12 protein-coding genes are annotated in these 17830 nt (G+C 71.5%); 4 read left to right on the top strand and 8 right to left on the bottom strand.

The window, feature by feature from the left end:
• Positions 1-2: 2 nt before the first annotated feature.
• From ASF37_RS12030 to ASF37_RS12060, 7 genes are all read right to left on the bottom strand, one after another.
• Complete coding sequence (locus ASF37_RS12030; RefSeq protein WP_056580810.1) at positions 3-389, bottom strand: phage holin family protein; 387 nt, start codon at positions 387-389, stop codon at positions 3-5.
• Positions 390-424: 35 nt separating this feature from the next.
• The gene (locus ASF37_RS12035) at positions 425-2089 is read right to left on the bottom strand and encodes an N-acetylmuramoyl-L-alanine amidase (RefSeq protein ID WP_056580814.1); all 1665 of its coding nucleotides are present in this window, start codon (positions 2087-2089) and stop codon (positions 425-427) included.
• 40 nt (positions 2090-2129) lie between these two features.
• Positions 2130-4925, bottom strand: a complete 2796-nt coding sequence (locus tag ASF37_RS12040) for a SpoIID/LytB domain-containing protein (protein WP_056580817.1) — start codon at positions 4923-4925, stop codon at positions 2130-2132.
• A gap of 121 nt (positions 4926-5046) precedes the next feature.
• Positions 5047-6402, bottom strand: coding sequence for an NAD(P)H-quinone dehydrogenase (locus tag ASF37_RS12045; protein ID WP_055968960.1), 1356 nt, complete (start codon positions 6400-6402; stop codon positions 5047-5049).
• Positions 6403-6453: 51 nt separating this feature from the next.
• Positions 6454-9939: a transcription-repair coupling factor gene (gene mfd, locus ASF37_RS12050; protein WP_056552430.1), complete on the bottom strand. Its 3486-nt coding sequence runs from the start codon at positions 9937-9939 to the stop codon at positions 6454-6456.
• Positions 9940-10506: an aminoacyl-tRNA hydrolase gene (gene pth / locus ASF37_RS12055; RefSeq protein WP_056580820.1), complete on the bottom strand. Its 567-nt coding sequence runs from the start codon at positions 10504-10506 to the stop codon at positions 9940-9942.
• Positions 10503-11180, bottom strand: a complete 678-nt coding sequence (locus ASF37_RS12060) for a 50S ribosomal protein L25/general stress protein Ctc (RefSeq protein WP_056552436.1) — start codon at positions 11178-11180, stop codon at positions 10503-10505. Before ASF37_RS12060 ends, pth begins: the two co-directional genes overlap by 4 nt.
• Positions 11181-11437: 257 nt before the next feature.
• Here ASF37_RS12060 and ASF37_RS12065 point away from each other — a divergent pair, with 257 nt between their 5' ends.
• The 4 genes from ASF37_RS12065 to ASF37_RS12080 all read left to right on the top strand — a co-directional run bounded on the left by ASF37_RS12065 (position 11438) and on the right by ASF37_RS12080 (position 16653).
• Entirely contained in the window at positions 11438-13237 is a 1800-nt protein-coding gene (locus ASF37_RS12065) for a cell wall metabolism sensor histidine kinase WalK (RefSeq protein ID WP_056574424.1), read from the top strand.
• Complete coding sequence (locus ASF37_RS12070) at positions 13237-14316, top strand: diguanylate cyclase domain-containing protein (RefSeq protein ID WP_055968976.1); 1080 nt, start codon at positions 13237-13239, stop codon at positions 14314-14316. Before ASF37_RS12065 ends, ASF37_RS12070 begins: the two co-directional genes overlap by 1 nt.
• A gap of 95 nt (positions 14317-14411) precedes the next feature.
• Positions 14412-15872, top strand: coding sequence for a glycosyltransferase (locus tag ASF37_RS12075; RefSeq protein ID WP_235497452.1), 1461 nt, complete (start codon positions 14412-14414; stop codon positions 15870-15872).
• Between the two features lie 52 nt (positions 15873-15924).
• A complete protein-coding gene (locus tag ASF37_RS12080) occupies positions 15925-16653 on the top strand; it encodes a hypothetical protein (RefSeq protein WP_056580822.1) in 729 nt (242 codons plus the stop codon).
• Positions 16654-16714: 61 nt separating this feature from the next.
• On the opposite strand, the gene ASF37_RS12085 is transcribed toward ASF37_RS12080, so the two are convergent.
• The gene (locus tag ASF37_RS12085) at positions 16715-17785 is read right to left on the bottom strand and encodes a response regulator transcription factor (protein ID WP_056580827.1); all 1071 of its coding nucleotides are present in this window, start codon (positions 17783-17785) and stop codon (positions 16715-16717) included.
• Between the last annotated feature and the right edge of the window lie 45 nt (positions 17786-17830).

A 17830-nucleotide genomic window follows, 5' to 3' on the forward strand; every position in this document is an offset into this window, starting at 1 on the left:
CCTCAGGCCTCGACGGGCGGCACGTCCGCCGGGGCCTGGGTGTCGACCTCGCCGTAGGCGACCCCTGCGGCCCAGACGACCAGGATCACGATCGCCCAGGTCCACGGCCCCTCCAGGTCGAACCCACGGCGGGGCACGACGGCGTCCGTCAGCACGAGGGCCGCTGCCGTGACCACGAGGCCCCCGATCACGGCCGACGGTCGAGCGAGCCGCGGCGCCAGGGTGGTGGTCGCGCGACGCAGTCCGACCGCGAGCACCGTGAACAGGACGACCGCTGCGACGAAGCCGCCGAGGCGGATGTCGAACCCGTCGAGCAACCAGGCGGTGAGACCGAAGGAACCGATGTTCGCGAGGGCCGCGATGGCCAGGGACCGCCCGATCGACTGCATGGTGCGAGTATCCACGACGCTGCGCGCCGCCGCGCTCACCGGTACGCGACCTCCGCAGGGCTGCCGTCACGCTGCGTGATGATGCCGCCGTCGAACCGCGCTCGGGACAGGCCCGGCTTGCGGTAGACCCGCGTCTCGGGAGCGCCGAGGCGTCCCTCCGACTCCCCCAGCTCGCGGTACAGGTCCTCGATGCCGCCGTGGATGCCGAGCGCGATCGTGCCCGAGCCGCGGACCACCCGGTAGACGCTGCCCCGCTCGAAGCGCTGCACGCTCACGGCCGGATCCGCGGTGCGGACGTGCAGGGCCGTGGGGAACCCCATGACTCCGGCGTGCGCGCCGAGGTGGTTGTACTCCCCACGCACCAGGCCGCCGACCCAGAACACGCCGACGCCCTGCTTCCAGTACAGCTCCATGGCCTGGAAGAAGGTCTTGCGCTGGGTGGCGTTCCCGTACTCGCTGGCGTACGGGTAGCCCGTCAGGTCGCGGCCGAGCTTCGCGGCGTACCGCTTGATCTCGGAGTCGTAGTCGGCGATGTACGACGCGACGCTGTTGCGCAGCGTCGGCAGGTAGGCGTAGCCGTTGCGTCCCGGGCACGCCGTCCCCAGGACGTCGCGGTGCCCGTGGATCACCTGGTACTTCTTGCCGTCGGCCGACCAGGTGCCCTTGGCGCCCCGGTAGAACGTGCCCAGGCGCCAGCCGATGACCTTCACCAGGGCGGAGCGCGTGGCCGTGCCGACGTTGGCGGTGTCGTAGTTGCCCATCATCGACACCCCCATGGAGTAGGTGTTGACCTTCGCGTTCCCTGCGTGGGCGCCGCGGACGGTGCGATCGAGTCCGCCCTTGCGGCCCTCGAAGATCTGCCCGTACTTGTCGACGAGCACGTTGTACCCGATGTCGCACCAGTCGCGGCTCTTCACGTGGTACGACTGGATGCCCCGCACGATCGAGCGCGACTGCGCCTTCGTGTAGGAGTTCGAGCCGGCCGTGTGGTGCAGCGTCACGCCGAACGTCGTCATGCCGACGCGGGGGCTGTCGCACGAGCCACCCGCCGAGGCCCCCCAGGAGGAACGGCTGATGACGGCCGGCTTGGGCGTGAACGTGGGCGAGGCGTCGGCGGCCTGGGCCAGGCTGTTCACAGGTGCACTCGCCGAGGTCGCGGAGCCTGCGCCGTCGGACCCGAGGTCGAGGGTCTCGAGCCTGAGCCCGCGAGGCACCGATCCCGAGCTGGAGGCGACCTGCAGCGCCACGGCATCGGACTCCCCCACGTACATGGGCTCGGTGCCGGGCCGCCCGGCCTCCACCGTCTCCTCGTCCTGCGGGATCTCCTGCCAGGCACCCCACCCGTCGGCGGTGCGCGTGCGCACCTGCACCACCACGTCCCCCAGTCCGGGGGTCGGCGACCAGGTGGCGCCGACCATCGAGAACGACGGGACGGTCCGGGGAGCGATCTCCGAGACCACGGGTGCGCTCGGGACGGCGGTCCGCGCCGTCGTCCGGGCCAGACGGCGTTCGCCGCGGCTCCGCGACGCCTCCACCGCACGGTGCTTCGGGCGCTCGAACCGTTCCAGCGAGACGTCCTGTCCGGACGACGCCGCGCGCGCCGGCGCAGCACCGGTCGCCGGGGTTGCGGCCGCCGCTGGGGCGACCAACCCGCCCCCGGCCAGGACGAGCGTGGTCAGAGCGACGGACAGGTGCCTCATCAGGTCGATTCCCCCTCGGATCGAGCCGGTGGACCGAGGTTCAGCCCAACCGGAAGTAGTGCGAGCGTAGCCCGAGCGCGAACCGGAGCTGAGGCCCCGTGACCGTCGTCGACCCCTTCGTGCCCGTGAGCATGATCGACTCGACGCGGCCTGCCCAGTCGCCCATCAGGTCGCGCTTGGTGACCTTGAGGCTGCGCAGGGTCCCGACCTGCGGGTAGGCCTTCTCGATCGTCGCGGCCGGGACGGACGCGGTCCAGTCGTGGTTGGCGTTGCCCGACCAGTCGTCCCAGGCGTCGAGGCGTCCCTTCAGGTACGGCTGGCTGCCCGGCGCCGAGGCGCCGCCCGAGGACGACGAGTACTGCGTGAACGCCGGCGTGCCCTGGTAGGTGAGGATCGCGCCGAGGGTCGCCAGCACGGCCTTGTCGGTGGTCGCGGTCTGGCCGGCCACGCCCTTGTAGACCTGGCAGGACGTCGTGTCGCACACGTCGTAGTAGCGCGACGGGGTGAGCGAGCGGACGCCGTAGGTGCGAGCAGCGACCGACTGCGCCTTGAGCGCCTCCGGCTCCCAGCTCGACGGCATCTCGGCCGCCACGACGCCGAGGGTGTAGTTGTCGATCGACGTCACGTTCACCGTCTTGCGCGTGGTGGCGCCCTTCGACGGCACGGCCGAGCGCACGCTCGTGCGGTACTCCCGCACGCTCCCACCCGGCATCACGAGTGCCACCTTCGTGGCCTCGAACTGCGCGTCGCCCGTCCAGAAGTTCCGGTCGTAGGCGGTCCAGGTGGATCCGGTCCGGTACTGCAGCACGGACTTCTTCGGGTCCGCGGTGAGCGGGATGATCCGCCACTGCGAGACGGTCTTGCCGTTGCGGGTGGCGGGCAGGACGATCCGCTTGCCCGACACCATGTTGCGGTAGGCCAGGCCCGAGCGAGCCGTCACCGTCACCGTCGACGAGGTCGCCGCGCCGAGCAGCACGCGGATGCTCCCGGTGCGCTCGGACAGGGTCGTGCCGGGGTAGTAGGCGGCCAGGATCTCCTTGAACGTCTTGCCGGAGCGGGCCGCACCCTGCGCGCCGTACTGGCTCATGCCGATGCCGTGACCGAAGCCGTGGCCTCGGAAGGTCACGGTGCGACTGCTCGGCACGGTGAGCCCGTCGGGACCGATGCCGCCCGCGTACCAGGTGCTGACGTCGCCCGAGGCCTCGGACAGCTCCAGGTAGCCCTTGGTCAGCTTGAGGCGCTGGTAGCCCGTGCGTGCGCGATAGACGGTCGACCGCGGCACGCCGAGCTTTCCGGCGGACTCCTTCTGGGCCTGGTACTCCTTGTACAGCGGTCCGTAGAGCGCGTAGCCGGCGGTGCTCGACCCGCTGGTGACCAGGTAGACCGCTCCCTTCTGGAAGCGCTGGACCTTCGTGCCCGTGACCGAGGTCGCCACCGGATCTCCGGTCGGGAAGCCGAGCGAGCCGTTGTGCTCACCGGTGCGGTAGAACTCGGTCTTCGCCGGACCCGAGACGGCGTAGGCGCCTGCGGCCTTGGTCCAGAGCAGGTCCATGTTGGCGTAGATCGCGCGACGCTGGGTGGAGTTGCCCCACTCGGCCCGCACGACCTTGCCGAGCTTGGTGCTGCCGATCTTGGCCGCGAGCTTCTGGATCTCGGTGCCGGGGGCCGGCGTGCTCGGGGTCGGGGTGCTCGTCGACGTGCCGGCGAGACGCTTGGCCACCTCGCTGCGCAGGCCGCCCGACTGCGTCAGCCACGCGTACCCGTAGCGCCCGGGGCACGCCGTGCTCTTGACGTCGCGGTGACCCATGATCCGGTTCACCGTCTTGCCCCCGAGGGAGTACGTGCCGGTGGCCTTCAGGCCGGCGAGCGAGTGGCGCCACGCGATGAGGTCCGCGACCGCGGTCTTCATGGCTGCGGGGACCTGCGCGACGTCGTAGTTGCCCATCATCGAGACGCCGACCGTGCGCTCGTTGGCGGCGTTGACGCCGGCGTGGGCACCGCGCACCATCTTCGTGATGCCGCCCTTGCGACCCTCGAAGATCTGGCCGTACTTGTCGACGAGGAAGTTGTAGCCGATGTCGCACCAGCCCTGGCTTCCCGTGTGGTACGCCTGCGTGGATCGCACGATGCCGGCGGACTGGGCCTTGGTGTAGCTGTTCGAGCCGGCGGTGTGGTGCAGCGTCGTGCCGAGCATGGAGGCCCCGTACACCGGCGCGCTGCAGGAGGATCCGCTCCTGGCGCCCCACGAGGCGCGGCTGATGATCTTGGGCTGGCCGACAGCGGCCGCCGTCGGCACGGTCGCACTGCCGTTCTCGCCGTCGGTGACCGTGGACACCCGCACACCGCTCGGCGAGCGCCCGGACGGGGTGCTGACGCGGACGTCGACGCCGTCGGACTCCCCGACCCAGAGCGGGTCGGTGCCGGGACGCACGTCGGTGGACGCGGGATCGGTCGGTGAGGTCTCCAGGGTGGTCCAGTCGCTCCAGCCGTCGGCCAGCGAGCGCCAGCGCACCTCGACCGTCGGGTCCTCGTCGGTCGACCCGGCGTCCCAGGTCACGCCCAGGAGCGAGAAGGTCTCGGTCGACCGGGTCAGCTCCGCGGCCGGCTGGGGCTCCTCGGCCTCGGGGGTGCTCGGCGCCGTCCTCTGGTCGGGGCGAGCCTCGTCCTCGGCCGGGTCGACCGGGGGCACCACGGTCTCGGTCACCTCGGCCGGCTTCGCCTCGGCGGTGACGACGGCCGGCGGCGCGGCATCGGACGTGGAGACGAGGGAGGCCACCGCGACGGCGGAGACGACGGCGAACGGGACAGTTCGCCGGACCAAGGTCCAGGGGCGCATGGGGAAGACCGATCCTGTGACAGATGTGACGGATGTGACGAGCGAGCCAGGCCAACGGAACCACACATCGGCGGCGACTTCCACCGGTGTGAGTGAACTACACGCCTGTCATTTCCGCAGGTCAGCGGGGGTGCAGACTGCGAGCCGCCTCCGCCACCGAACCCGACAGCGAGGGGTACACCGTGAACGCGTCGGCCACCTGGTCGACCGTCAGGGAGGCGGACACGGCGAGCGAGACGGCGTGGATCAGCTCGCTCGCTCGCGGGCCCACCACCACTCCCCCCACCACGACGCCCATGCCGCGGCGCGAGAAGAGCTTGACGAAGCCGTGACGGACGCCCTGCATCTTGGCGCGCGCGTTCGTGGCCAGCGGCAGCATCACGACGTCGACGTGCAGGCCGGCCTCGTCGATCTTGCGCTGCGACAGGCCGACGGTCGCGATCTCCGGCGACGTGAAGATGTTGCTCGAGACCTTCTGCAGGTCGAGCGGGTGCACGGCGTCACCGAGCAGGTGCGCCATGGCGATGCGGCCCTGCTGGGCCGCGACGGAGGCGAGCATGAGCACCCCGGTGCAGTCGCCGGCCGCGTAGATGCCGGGCACGCTCGTGCGCGAGACGCGGTCCACGCGGACGAAGCCGTTCTCGTCGAGCACGACGCCGGCCTCCTCCAGCCCGAGGTCCGCGGTGTTCGGGATGGAGCCGAGGGCGAGCAGGCAGTGCGACCCGACGACCTCGCGACCGTCGGTGAGCGTGACCACGACCTGGTCGCCGTCGCGCCGCACGGAGGCCATGCGGGACTGGCCCATGACGGTCATGCCACGCTCGGTGAAGACGTCCTCGATGAGCTCGGCGGCGTCCTCGTCCTCACCGGGCAGCACCCGGTCGCGGCTCGAGACGAGCGTGACGCGGGCGTCGAGCCCGTTGTAGGCACTCGCGAACTCCGCGCCGGTGACGCCGGACCCCACGACGATCATGTGGTCCGGGATCTCGCGCAGCGCGTAGACCTGCTCCCACGTGAGGATCCGCTCGCCGTCGGGGAGCGCGTCGGGGCTGACCCGAGGGTGCGCTCCGGTGGCGACCAGCACGGCGTCGGCCTGGATCGTACGACCGTCGACCTCGACGGAGCCGGCGGAGACCAGCCGGGCGGATCCCTTGACGAACTCGATGCCCTCGCGCTCGAGGCGCCCGGCGATGTCGGCGGACTGGGCCAGTGCCAGCTTCATGACCCGGTCGTTCACCGCGGCGAGGTCGGCGCGGACGTCACGCGGGACCTCGACCCCCAGCTCGGCCGAGGACTCGACCTCGGTCAGCAGGTCCGACGTCGCGATGAGCGTCTTGCTGGGCACGCAGTCCGTGAGGACGGTCGAGCCGCCCAGACCGTCGCGTTCGACCACGGTGACCTGAGCCCCCAGACGCGCCGCCACGAGCGCGGCCTCGTAGCCGCCTGGTCCCCCGCCGATGATCACCACATGAGTCACGGCGCCATTCTCGCACCGTGCGACGCCCTGCCCCGCCGGGGGCGGGCCTGCTCAGGCGACGAGCGTCTGCACCACGGTGTCGACCCACTCGAGGAGCTCGCGCCCCCGCAGCGGACGACCGCCCACGGGCGCCGTGCGCGGCGCCGGGACGAGGGCCACGTCGGTGGCCGGCTTGTAGATGCTCTTCGGGTACACCCGACGCAGACGCATCTGCGCCGACTCCGGGAGGGAGAGCCCACCGAAGCGGATCTGCGACCCGGCGGAGGTGACCTCGGTGAGGCCGGCAGCACGCACCGCGACCCGCAGCCGCGCGACGTCGAGCAGCACCTCGGCGACCTCCGGCGGCTCGCCGTAGCGGTCCACCAGCTCGGCACGCAGCTCGGCGACGTCGTCGAGGGAACGGACGTCGGCCAGACGCTTGTACATCTCCAGACGCAGCCGCTCGCTCGGCACGTAGTCGTGCGGGAGGTGGGCCTCGACCGGGAGCTCGAGCTTGACCTCGCGCGCACCCTGCGGTCCGGCCTCGCCCTCGCCGCGGAACTCCGCGACCGCCTCGCCGACGAGCCGGACGTAGAGGTCGAACCCGACGTCGGCGATGTGCCCTGACTGCTCCCCGCCGAGCAGGTTGCCGGCGCCGCGGATCTCGAGGTCCTTCATGGCCACCTGCATGCCGCCGCCGAGCTCGGAGTGCTGGGCGATGGTGGCCAGGCGATCGTGCGCGGTCTCGGTGAGCGGCTTGTCGGGCGGGTACAGGAAGTAGGCGTAGGCGCGCTCGCGCCCTCGGCCCACGCGGCCGCGGAGCTGGTGCAGCTGCGACAGGCCGAGGGTGTCGGACCGCTCGATGATCATGGTGTTGGCGTTGGAGACGTCGAGGCCGGACTCCACGATGGTCGTGCAGACGAGCACGTCGTAGCGCTTCTCCCAGAAGTCGACCATCACCTTCTCGAGCTGGTGCTCACCCATCTGGCCGTGCGCGGCCGCGATGCGTGCCTCGGGCACGAGCTCGCCGAGCCGTCGGACGACCTTGTCGATCGACTGCACCCGGTTGTGGATGAAGAACGCCTGGCCCTCGCGCAGCAGCTCGCGCCGGATCGCCGCGGCGACCTGCTTGTCGTCGTAGGCGCCGACGAAGGACAGCACCGGGTGCCGCTCCTCCGGAGGCGTGGCGATGGTGGACATCTCGCGGATCCCCGTGACCGCCATCTCGAGGGTGCGCGGGATCGGGGTGGCCGACATGGCCAGCACGTCGACGGCCGCCCGCAGGTGCTTGAGGGCCTCCTTGTGCTCGACGCCGAACCGCTGCTCCTCGTCGACGATGACGAGTCCGAGGTCCTTGATGCGGACACCGGGCTGGAGCAGGCGGTGGGTGCCGACCACGAGGTCGACGCTGCCGTCGGCCAGGCCGTCGAGCGTGGCCTGCGACTCCTTCTCGGTCTGGAACCGCGACAGCGGCTTGATCGTGACCGGGAACTGGCCGAAGCGCTCGGCGAAGGTGGCGTAGTGCTGCTGCACGAGCAGGGTGGTCGGGACCAGCAGGATCACCTGCTTGCCGTCCTGGATGGCCTTGAACGCCGCGCGCACCGCGATCTCGGTCTTGCCGTAGCCGACGTCGCCGCAGACGAGCCGGTCCATGGGGACCTGCCGCTCCATGTCGCGCTTGACCTCGTCGATCGTGATGAGCTGGTCGGGCGTCTCGACGAAGGCGAAGGCGTCCTCGAGCTCGGCCTGCCACGGCGTGTCGGGGCCGAAAGCGTGACCCTTCGTGGACTGCCGTGCCGCGTAGAGCTTGATCAGCTCGCCGGCGATCTGTCGGACGGCCTTGCGCGCCTTGTTCTTGCGCGCCGTCCAGTCCGCGCCGCCCAGCTTGTCCAGGCTGGGGCTCTCGCCGCCGACGTAGCGGCTGACGAGGTCCAGCTGGTCCATGGGCACGAACAACCGGTCACCGGGCTGTCCGCGCTTGCTGGGGGCGTACTCGATCACGAGGTACTCGCGGGCCGCGCCCTGGATCGTGCGGTTGACCAGCTCGACGTACCGACCCACACCGTGCTGCTCGTGCACGACGTGGTCGCCCGCCTTGAGCTCGAGCGGGTCGACCTGCTTGCGGCGGCGCACGGGCATGCTCGAGCGGTCGGGGCGCTCGGCGGCCCGCTGGGCCACGAGGTCGTCGTGGGTGAGCAGGACGGCCTTCGCGGCGACGAGCCCGTGGTCCACGTCGGCGACGAGCACGGCCACGACACCGCTCCCCGCCTCCGGCGCCGGGGTGTCCCCGTCCACGAGTGCGGCGGGCACGTCGTGCTCGGCCAGCCACTCGACCGTGCGCTGGGCCTGCCCGGCGGCCGGCGCGGCCACGACGACGAACCGGCCGTCGGCCAACCAGCCCCGGACGTCGGCGACGGCCTGCTCGGTGTCGCCGCGGTACAGCGGCGCCGCCTCGGCGGGCACGACCACGGTGTCCTCGTCGTCCAGACCGAACGGGGACAGGTTCCACCACGCCAGGCCACGCGCCAGGGCGACGGCGCGAACCTCCTCCAGCTCCTTGAACGCGGCCGCGCCGAGGTCGATGGGAGCGGCGGCGCCGGTGGCCGCGGCCGCCCACGACGCCTGCAGGAACTCCTCGTTCGTCGCATTCAGGTCGGCCGCACGCGCCCGCACCTTCTCGGGGTCGTTGACGACGACCACGGCATCGGAGGGGAGCACCTCGACGAGGAGCTCCAGCTCGTCCACGAGCACCGGGGCCAGCGACTCCATGCCCTCGACGGCGTGCCCCTCCGCCACCTTGCCGAACAGCTCGGCGAGCGCCGGGTGCTCCGTCGCCAGGGCCGCCGCGCGGCCGCGCACCTCGTCGGTCAGCAGCAGCTCACGGCACGGCGGCGCCCAGAGGCGCTCCACCGCGTCGGTGGTGCGCTGGTCCGCGACGGAGAACCACCGGATCTCCTCGACCTCGTCGCCCCAGAAGTCGATGCGGAGCGGGTGGTCCTCGGTGGGCGGGAAGACGTCGACGATGCCGCCGCGCACCGCGAACTCGCCGCGACGCTCCACGAGGTCGACCCGCACGTAGGCGGCGGCAGCCAGGTCGCGCACCACGTCGTCGAGCGGGGCCTGCTGACCGACCACCAGCTCGACCGGGGTGAGGTCGGCCAGGCCGGCCACCTGCGGCTGGAGGATCGACCGCACCGGCGCCACCACCACGCGCACGGGCGGCGCGCCGGCGCCGGGGTGGGCCAGCCGCCGCAGGACGGCGAGCCGTCGGCCCACGGTGTCGGAGCGCGGCGACAGCCGTTCGTGCGGAAGGGTCTCCCACGCCGGGTACACCACCACGGCGTCGTCACCGAGCAGCACCGAGAGGTCGGCGGCGAGCTCGTCGGCCTCGCGGGCCGTGGGGGTGACGGCGAGGACGGTGGAGGCGTCGGCCGCGGCACGTGCCACGAAGGGGCGCAGCGCGGCCGGTCCCTGCAGGGTGACGGTGCGCGGGCGCTGCGACACGACGTCGGCGAGCGACCCGGCCAGGTGGGGCGAGAGCAGTGCGTGGAGGTCCATCTACCGGTTGAACGCGCTCTGCGTCTCGGATAGTCCTCGCGTGAGGAGGCTCTCGACGGCGTCGGCCGCCTCCTCCAGCAGCACCGGGAGCTCCTTGCGCTCGGTGGACGAGTACGGCTTCAGCACGAAGTCGTGCACGCTCTGGCGACCGGGCGGACGACCGATGCCCACGCGGACCCGGTGGAAGTCGCCGGTGCCGATCGACTGACGGATCGACTTCAGCCCGTTGTGGCCGTTGTCGCCTCCACCGAGCTTCAGACGGAGAGCACCGAAGTCGATGTCGAGCTCGTCGTGGACCACCACGAGGTGCTCGGGCTCGACGTCGAAGTACGACGTCAGGGTCTTGACCGGTCCGCCGCTCTCGTTCATGTACGAGCGGGCCCGACCGAGCACGGCGCGCTGGCCGGCGAGCCGGCCCTCGACCACCTCGGCGCGGCCGGACGTGTGGGCCTTGAACCGACCGCCCATGCGGTCGGCGAGCACGTCGGCCACGAGGTAGCCCACGTTGTGCCGGGTGGCGGCGTACGTGGGGCCCGGGTTCCCGAGCCCCACGACCAGCCAGGTCACGACTCGGAGTCGGCGTCCTCGGCAGGCGCCTCGGCGTCGTCACCCTCGGCGGCCTCGGCGGCCTCCTCGTCGGACTCGTCACGCTCGATGCCGGCCTCGGCCTCGGCCTCCTCCAGCTCGGCCTCGACCTCCTCGGCGGTGGGCGCAGCGGTCACGTTGACGATGAGCAGCTCGTCGTCGACGACGAGGGTCGAGCCCTCGGGCAGCGTGAGGTCGGAGGCGAGCACCTGGGCGCCGACCTCGAGGCCCTCGACGGACACCTCGACCGACTCCGGGATGGCCGTGGCCTCGGCCTCGAGGGAGACGCTCGCGTTCTCGAGCACCACGAGGGTGCCGGGCGCGGCCTCGCCCTCGACGTGCACGGGGACGTCGACGGTGACCTTCTCGCCCTTCTTGACGATGAGCAGGTCGGCGTGCTCGATGAAGCCCTTGAGCGGGTCGCGCTGGACCTGCTTGGGGATCGCGAGGTGGGTGGTCGAGCCCAGCGCGATGGAGAGCAGTGCGTTGCTGTTCTTCAGCGCGAGCATGAGCGCGTGGCCCGGCAGGGTGACGTGCACCGGGTCGCTGCCGTGCCCGTACAGCACGGCGGGCACCTGGTCGGCGCGACGGATGCGACGGGCAGCGCCCTTGCCGAACTCGGTGCGGGTCTCTGCGGGGATCTTGATCTCGGCCACGGGAAGCTCCTGGGGGTGGTGGTGCGGGAAGACGTGTGGGGCGGCCGCGTCGACGGCCGGGACGTCGCGACAGGCGCTCGAACACGACACTCCGTGGAGCGCCCTGTCGATCACGGTCGGACGGGCCGACCCTCGCCGAGGCAACTGCCGCAGCCTACCGCAGCCGGTCCTCGCCGGTGAAATCGGCCACCGCCCGCACCAGGTCGACCTCGGCCGAAGCGCCCTCGCGCCCGGCCTGGAATTGCTAGGGTTTCCCCATGCTGATGCCGACCTTCCCGGGACGTTCGGGACGGGTCACGTCGGGCGACGACGCCCCACCCCACGAGGCACCGCTCCACGAGGCACAGCCCCAGGTCGCGCCCAGCGAGGTCTTCGCTGCGCAGTTCCTCTTCCTCACGGCCCTCGCCTTCCCGGTCGTCGCCGCGATCGCCACGTCGCTGCCCGCGCACCCCGCGGTCTTCACCGTCGGTGTCGTCCTGGCCGGGTTCACGGCGATCCTGTCGGCCCTGCTCGGCTCGCTCGGCATCGAGCGTCGCGGCGCCACCGTGGTCGCGGCGACCCTGATCTGCCTGCTCGACGTCGTGGTCTGCAGCCTGCTGTTCTTCGCCGCACCGGGGTCGGGCTTCTTCGTCCTCGCCGTCCTCCCGGTGGCCTGGGTCGCCGTCCAGCTGCCGACGCCTCCGCGTGTCATCGTGCTCTCGGCGAGCCTCGTCGGACTGCTCACGGCCCAGGCCGTCAAGGACCTGAACGGCGACCAGCCCTGGCGGGCCGGCGTGGCGACGGTGCTCAACCTCGGCCTGCTCCTGTGCATGTCGTCGTGGGCGGGAAGCCGTTGGACCCGGCGGAACGTCGCGCAGCGTCGCCTCCTGGAGGCCCAGACCCGGCTCGTCGGGTCGGCGCTGGACTCGGCGCGCACCCAGGAGCGGGTGCTCGCGGAGGTGCTCGACGTGGTCGACTTCGTGGTGGTGACGTTCAACGCCGACGGCACCACGTCGGCCAACCGTGCCGCCGAGGACCTGGCCCGTCGCATCGGCGCGGTCGACGCCGCGTCGGTCGTGCGCGACGGGCCGTTCTACCTCGCGGACGGCACCACCCCCCTGGACTCCCGGTCCCACCCGCTCACGCTCTCGCGGGCGGGCGAGGAGGTCGAGCGCGCCCTGGTGCGCCTCGGCCATCCCGGGCCTTCGCAGGTGCCGCTCCACGTGAGCGTGCGTCGGGTGGCCAGCCACCGGTCGGAGCGGTACGTCGTGGTCGCCCGTGACGTGAGCCGCGAGCTGGCCGACGAGCAGGCGCGCGACGACGCCGTGGCGGCCGTGTCGCACGAGATCAAGACGCCTCTCACGTCGGCCCTCGGCTACCTGGAGCTCGCGCTCGCCGAGCCCGACCTCGGCGACGAGGCGCGCGAGCTGATGGAGGTCGCGCTCGAGAACACCGAGCGCATGCTGGCGCTCTCGCGAGACTTCCTGACCGCCCGCAGCCGCACCCCGGGCGTCCCCCTCAGGATCGTGCGCGAGTCCTGCACCCCCAGCGCGGTGGTCCGGCAGGCGGTCGAGGGCGTCCGTCCCGTGGCCACCGAACGTCTGGTCACGGTCCGCGTCGACGCCGCCACCGAGATCGACATCGCTGCCGATCCGCTGCGTCTGCGCCAGGTCGTGGACAACCTGCTCACCAACGCCGTGAAGTACAACCGGTACGACGGCACCATCGAGGTGTCGGTCCGCGAGGCGACGCGGCCTCGACCGGTCGAGGCCGACGGCGGCGCCGGGTCGCCCCACGGAGCCCCCGCGGTCCCGGGGGTGGAGATCGTCGTCGCCGACACCGGCCACGGCATGACCGAGGACGAGCTGCAGGCGCTCTTCACGCGCTTCTACCGCACGCGGGGCGCACGTGACTCCGGCGTGCAGGGCACCGGCCTCGGGCTGAGCATCGCGCAGCAGATCGTCGAGGCGCACGGCGGGATCATCGACATCCGCAGCCGCCCCGACCAGGGCACCACGGTCTCGGTGTGGCTGCCCGCCTCCGCCGACGTCTCGGCGGCGGAGCAGGACGTGGCCTGATGACCTCGTCCGAGCTGTTCCTCGCCGGGACCCTCACCGCCTTCCTCGCCGTCGCGGTGCCCTTCGCCCTGACCACGGCGCTGCGGCACAACGACCCGGCCAACCGGCTGTGGTGCGGGAGCCTCATGGCGGCCCTCGGTGCCGGTCTCGCCCCACTGATCGACCAGGTGTTCGTGCCGACGGTCGACGTCGAGGCCGCGGGGGCGGCGTGCGCCGTGATGACCTTCGGGCTGATGTGGTCGGGAGTGCGCTGGTTCCGCGGGGCCACGCCCCTGCCGGCGGCACCCCTCCTGGTCGCCACGGCCGTGCTGGTCGCCTGGTTCGCCCTCTCCGCCGCCGGGTCGGCCGTCATCCCGTCGGGCTACCTCGCCGCCTCGGGCTTCGCGGTCGCCACCATCGTGGAGCTGCACCGCGGGCCCATGCGCCTCAACGTCAACGTCAGCCTCCTGCAGGTCGTCCTCGGTCTCTTCGCCGCCGCCGCGACGATCAACTCCCTCCTGCGCCGCGGCGACGACGGCTCCACCGTGCTCCCGGCGACGTTCCTGGTGGTCGCGACCACGGTCGGCCTGCAGCTGCTGGTGTCGATGCGCGCCGAGCGGGACGGCGCGTGGTGGTCCGAGGACCACGGCACGGGACGCGTGTTCGGCGTGCACTCCCGGGAGCAGTTCCTCGAGGCCGCTGCCGACCGGCTCGGCCGTCTGGAGCTGCGTGGCGGACATGCCGCACTCCTGGTGGCCGAGGTCACCGATCTCGTGGAGCTCAACGAGGCCTTCGGTCGACGCGGTGGCGACCTCGCTCTCTCCACCCTCGCCGACACCCTGCGCCGTCACGTGCCCGCCTGGTCGGTGCTGGGCTACCTGGGCGTCGGCCGGTTCGCCGTCCTCGCCCCGGCGGACGCGCCCGAGCGCGCTGCGGAGATCGCCGCTGCCGTCGAGCACGCTCTCTACACCCGGTCCACGGAGCCCGGCCAGCCGCAGGAGGTCCCGGTCCCGGTGCTGCTCGGCACGGCCGACACCTACACGTCGCGCGCCGACCTGACCGCGCTGATGACGGAGGCGGAGACCGCACGCCACGCTTGAGGCAATCTTGAGCAGACCTTGATGACGTACCGGGGCGAAACCTGAGCGAGGGGCACCAGGCTGGTCGGACCGACCGATCCCTGCAGGAGCCCTCAGTGTCGTACGACCCCAGCGGACCCATGGACCGCCACCCCACCGCCTTCGACGCGTCGCCCGAGGCGCTGCACCGCGCGCTCGGCACCGCCGTCGAGGAGGTGGCCGGGAGCATCAAGCCTCGCGCCACCGTGGCCTGCGTCGTCCCCTCCTACAACGAGGCCGAGACGATCGCGTCGGTCCTGGACGCCCTGCTCGTGCAGACCCGGCTGCCGGACGTGATCCACGTCGTCGTGAACAACACGACCGACGAGACCGTGGAGATCGCCGGCCACTACGCCGGGCAGCACGTGCTGGACCGTCCGGAGGGCACCCAGCTGGTCGAGATCTTCGTGCACGACATCGGCGAGAACCCCGACAAGAAGGTCGGCGCGCTCAACTACGGCTTCTTCCTGGCGGAGGGCTGCGACTACATCATCGGCGTCGACGGTGACACCACGCCCGAGCCGACCGCGATCAAGGACCTCGTCGACGAGATCATGAGCGACGACCGCATCGGCGGCATCTCCGCGATCTACAGCATCGACGACAGCGCCCTGCCGACCGCCATGGCCAAGTTCCTCACCGCCGGGCAGCGCGCCCAGTTCGCCGCCTTCAACATGCAGAACCTGTTGCGCGGCCGGAACATGGCCGTCCTCGGCGGGCAGTTCTCCATCTTCTCCACGCAGGCGCTGCGCGACGTCATGACGCTCACCCACCAGCGCGCGCCCTGGGTCAAGGACAGCGAGGTCGAGGACTCGCTGCTGTCGCTGCAGATCAAGAGCGCCGGCTACCTGACGAAGATCAGCGCCACCGCCCGCGCCCACGTGGGTGGCATGAACACGCTGCGCGCCCTCGACGCCCAGCAGGTGAAGTGGAACTTCGGCGCGATCGAGCTGATGTGGCCGGGCCAGCGCGGCGACACGAAGGGACAGCCCTTCCACCCCAACCTGCGGCTGCGCTGGTTCGAGCACCTCTCGATGGTGCTGAACATCATCACGCGCGCCATGTTCTTCTCCCTGCTCCTCGCCAGCCTGTCGATCGACGCCTTCGTCTTCAGCCCGTGGTGGCTGATCCCACCGGTCGTCGCGATCCTGCTCAACTACCGGGTCGCCCGCTCCATGCACTACGGCCACCGGCGGGACATCCTGTTCGCCGTGCTGCTGCTGCCCGCCGAGATCTACATGTGGATCCGGATCGGGCACTTCGTGCGCGCGTGGACGAAGTTCGCGAGCCGCAAGCAGACCGACAACTGGGCGGCGCAGGCGAAGGCCGAGCGCGGCTCGGGCAACAGCTACCTGTACCCCTTCGCCATCGCGCTGCTCGTGTTCGCGGCCGCCGCCGCCGCGTGGATGCAGCTGCCCATCGGGTTGAGGTCCGACGTGCTCGCCGTCGGCTGGCCGATCCTCGGCGTCATCACCGTGTCCCAGACCTTCTGGATGGGCATCAAGATCCTGCGCAACTACCGTGGCTACACGGTGTGAGCGCCCGACCGACCACTCCCACGCACCCCTGCTTCCCCGAAGGAACTCTCTCGTGACCAGCGCTCAGCCCCACCCGTCCCGTCGCGCCCGCCGGCCCCTCGCCGCCGTCGTGACCGCCGTCGTCCTCGCCCTCGTGCTCTCCTCGTGCGGCGTCCTGAAGGAGGACGCGCCACAGGCCAGCGATCCTGCGCCCACCGCCTCGGCCACCACGGCCTTCGACTCGCAGTTCACCCGTGACGGCACGTTCCAGTCGCACGTCAGGGTCGGGTCGATGGACTTCGTCTACACGATCTGGCCGACCAAGTCGACGCCGCGCACCAACGAGTGGTACCCCGGCGGCGACAAGTACTTCTCCTTCACGCTCCAGTCCTACGACCTGTCCCGCAAGCTCCGCGACAAGTTCAGCAAGAAGCGCAAGGTCTACCTCGACCGCATCGAGGTGACGTCGGCGACCACCACGCCCTCCGGTGCCGTCGAGAACCCCTACGAGCTCGACGAGGAGGCGAAGAAGATCACCTTCGACCCGCAGCCGGTCTCGACGAAGTACGGCATGCTCATCACCTCGCCCAAGGGCGCGTTCGAGCTGCGCAACCAGAAGATCGGCCCGCTGGCCGCCGACACCCAGGGCGTCACGCTCACCTTCAGCGCGACGGTCTGGATCCAGAAGTCACGCGGCAGCGACGAGTACGAGCCCGAGCTGGTGACCCAGGAGGTCCCCATCGCGATCTTCGCCTCGAAGAAGCCGACCGAGGCCCAGAAGATCCCGATCAACGCCAACTGACGGCGCCACGCCAGGCGTTGCGGGCGCGGGTTCCTCCGGGGGCTCGCGCCCTACGTCCGGCTCAGCCGTCCTCGGCCATGCGGTAGCCGACGCCCCGCACGGTCTCGATCCAGCGCGGCGTGGTGCTGGAGTCGCCGAGCTTGCGACGGATGTTGGCCATGTGCACCTCGACGGCGCGCTTGTCGGCCTCGTTCACGAAGTAGGTCGTGACGTAGTTCTGGCCGCGCAGCGTGAGGACGAGATCGGCCTTGCTCCGCACACGGCGTCCGGTCGTCAGCAGCGAGGCGACGAGGTCGAACTCGGTCCGGGTGAGGTCGACGTTGCGTCCGTCGACCACGACCGTCCGCGTGTCCACGTTGACGGCGAGTCCGTTGGAGCGGAGCCAGGCGTCCGCACCGGTGGCGGGGGCCGCAGCGGCACCCGCGCTCACGGAGGGGGCGTGGGCGACGCCCACGTGACCCGCGGAGGACCAGCCACTCGCGGAGGGCGCCGCCGCCGGCACCGAGTGCACCGGGTGCGCGGACGAGTGAGCAGGGTGGGTCTCAGCTGCTGCGCGCTGGGCGGCGTGCTGGGCTGCCACGTGCTGGGCGGCGGCATGCTGAGCAGCGGCCGGCGACGGCGCGACCTCGCGCTGGGGCAGGTGCTGCTGCTCCGCGTCGGACCGCGTGGGCTCGGCCGCGGGCTGGGCCCACTGCTGGGGCTGCGCCGGACTGGTCCGGTCGGTCGCGGCGGCTGCAGCAGTGGTGGTCACGTGCTGACGCGGGCGACGCATCACGGACTCGATCCGGGCGCGGAGCTCGCGGGGCCGGAACGGCTTCACGAGATAGTCGTCGGCTCCGGAGTCGAGACCCTGCACGACGTCGATCTCGTCGTCCAGACCGGTGAGCATGATGATGTAGGTGGAGCTGAACTCGCGGATCAGCTTGGCGGCCGCGAAGCCGTCCATGCCGGGCATGTTGACGTCGAGGGTGGTGAGCTCGGGATCGTGGGCGCGAACCGCCTCGACGCCCTCGGCGCCGTCCTTGGTCAGGATGACCTCGAAACCGCTCCGGACGAGGATCGTGCGCAGGAGGTGCCGGACGTCGGCGTCATCCTCGATGACGACCGCAAGGCGTGCAGAACTCTCTCCCATGGGTCGAGCGTAGCAACGACGGCGTCCATCGCCCCTGAAACCGCA

It is taken from the genome of Aeromicrobium sp. Leaf289 (assembly GCF_001423335.1).
GTDB lineage: Bacteria > Actinomycetota > Actinomycetes > Propionibacteriales > Nocardioidaceae > Aeromicrobium.

Coding starts and splice junctions, on each gene's coding strand:
- ASF37_RS12030 (WP_056580810.1), bottom strand. CDS start 389: ATGCAGTCGATCGGGCGGTCCCTGGCCATCGCGGCCCTCGCGAACATC.
- ASF37_RS12035 (WP_056580814.1), bottom strand. CDS start 2,089: ATGAGGCACCTGTCCGTCGCTCTGACCACGCTCGTCCTGGCCGGGGGC.
- ASF37_RS12040 (WP_056580817.1), bottom strand. CDS start 4,925: ATGCGCCCCTGGACCTTGGTCCGGCGAACTGTCCCGTTCGCCGTCGTC.
- mfd (WP_056552430.1), bottom strand. CDS start 9,939: ATGGACCTCCACGCACTGCTCTCGCCCCACCTGGCCGGGTCGCTCGCC.
- ASF37_RS12065 (WP_056574424.1), top strand. CDS start 11,438: ATGCTGATGCCGACCTTCCCGGGACGTTCGGGACGGGTCACGTCGGGC.
- ASF37_RS12070 (WP_055968976.1), top strand. CDS start 13,237: ATGACCTCGTCCGAGCTGTTCCTCGCCGGGACCCTCACCGCCTTCCTC.
- ASF37_RS12085 (WP_056580827.1), bottom strand. CDS start 17,785: ATGGGAGAGAGTTCTGCACGCCTTGCGGTCGTCATCGAGGATGACGCC.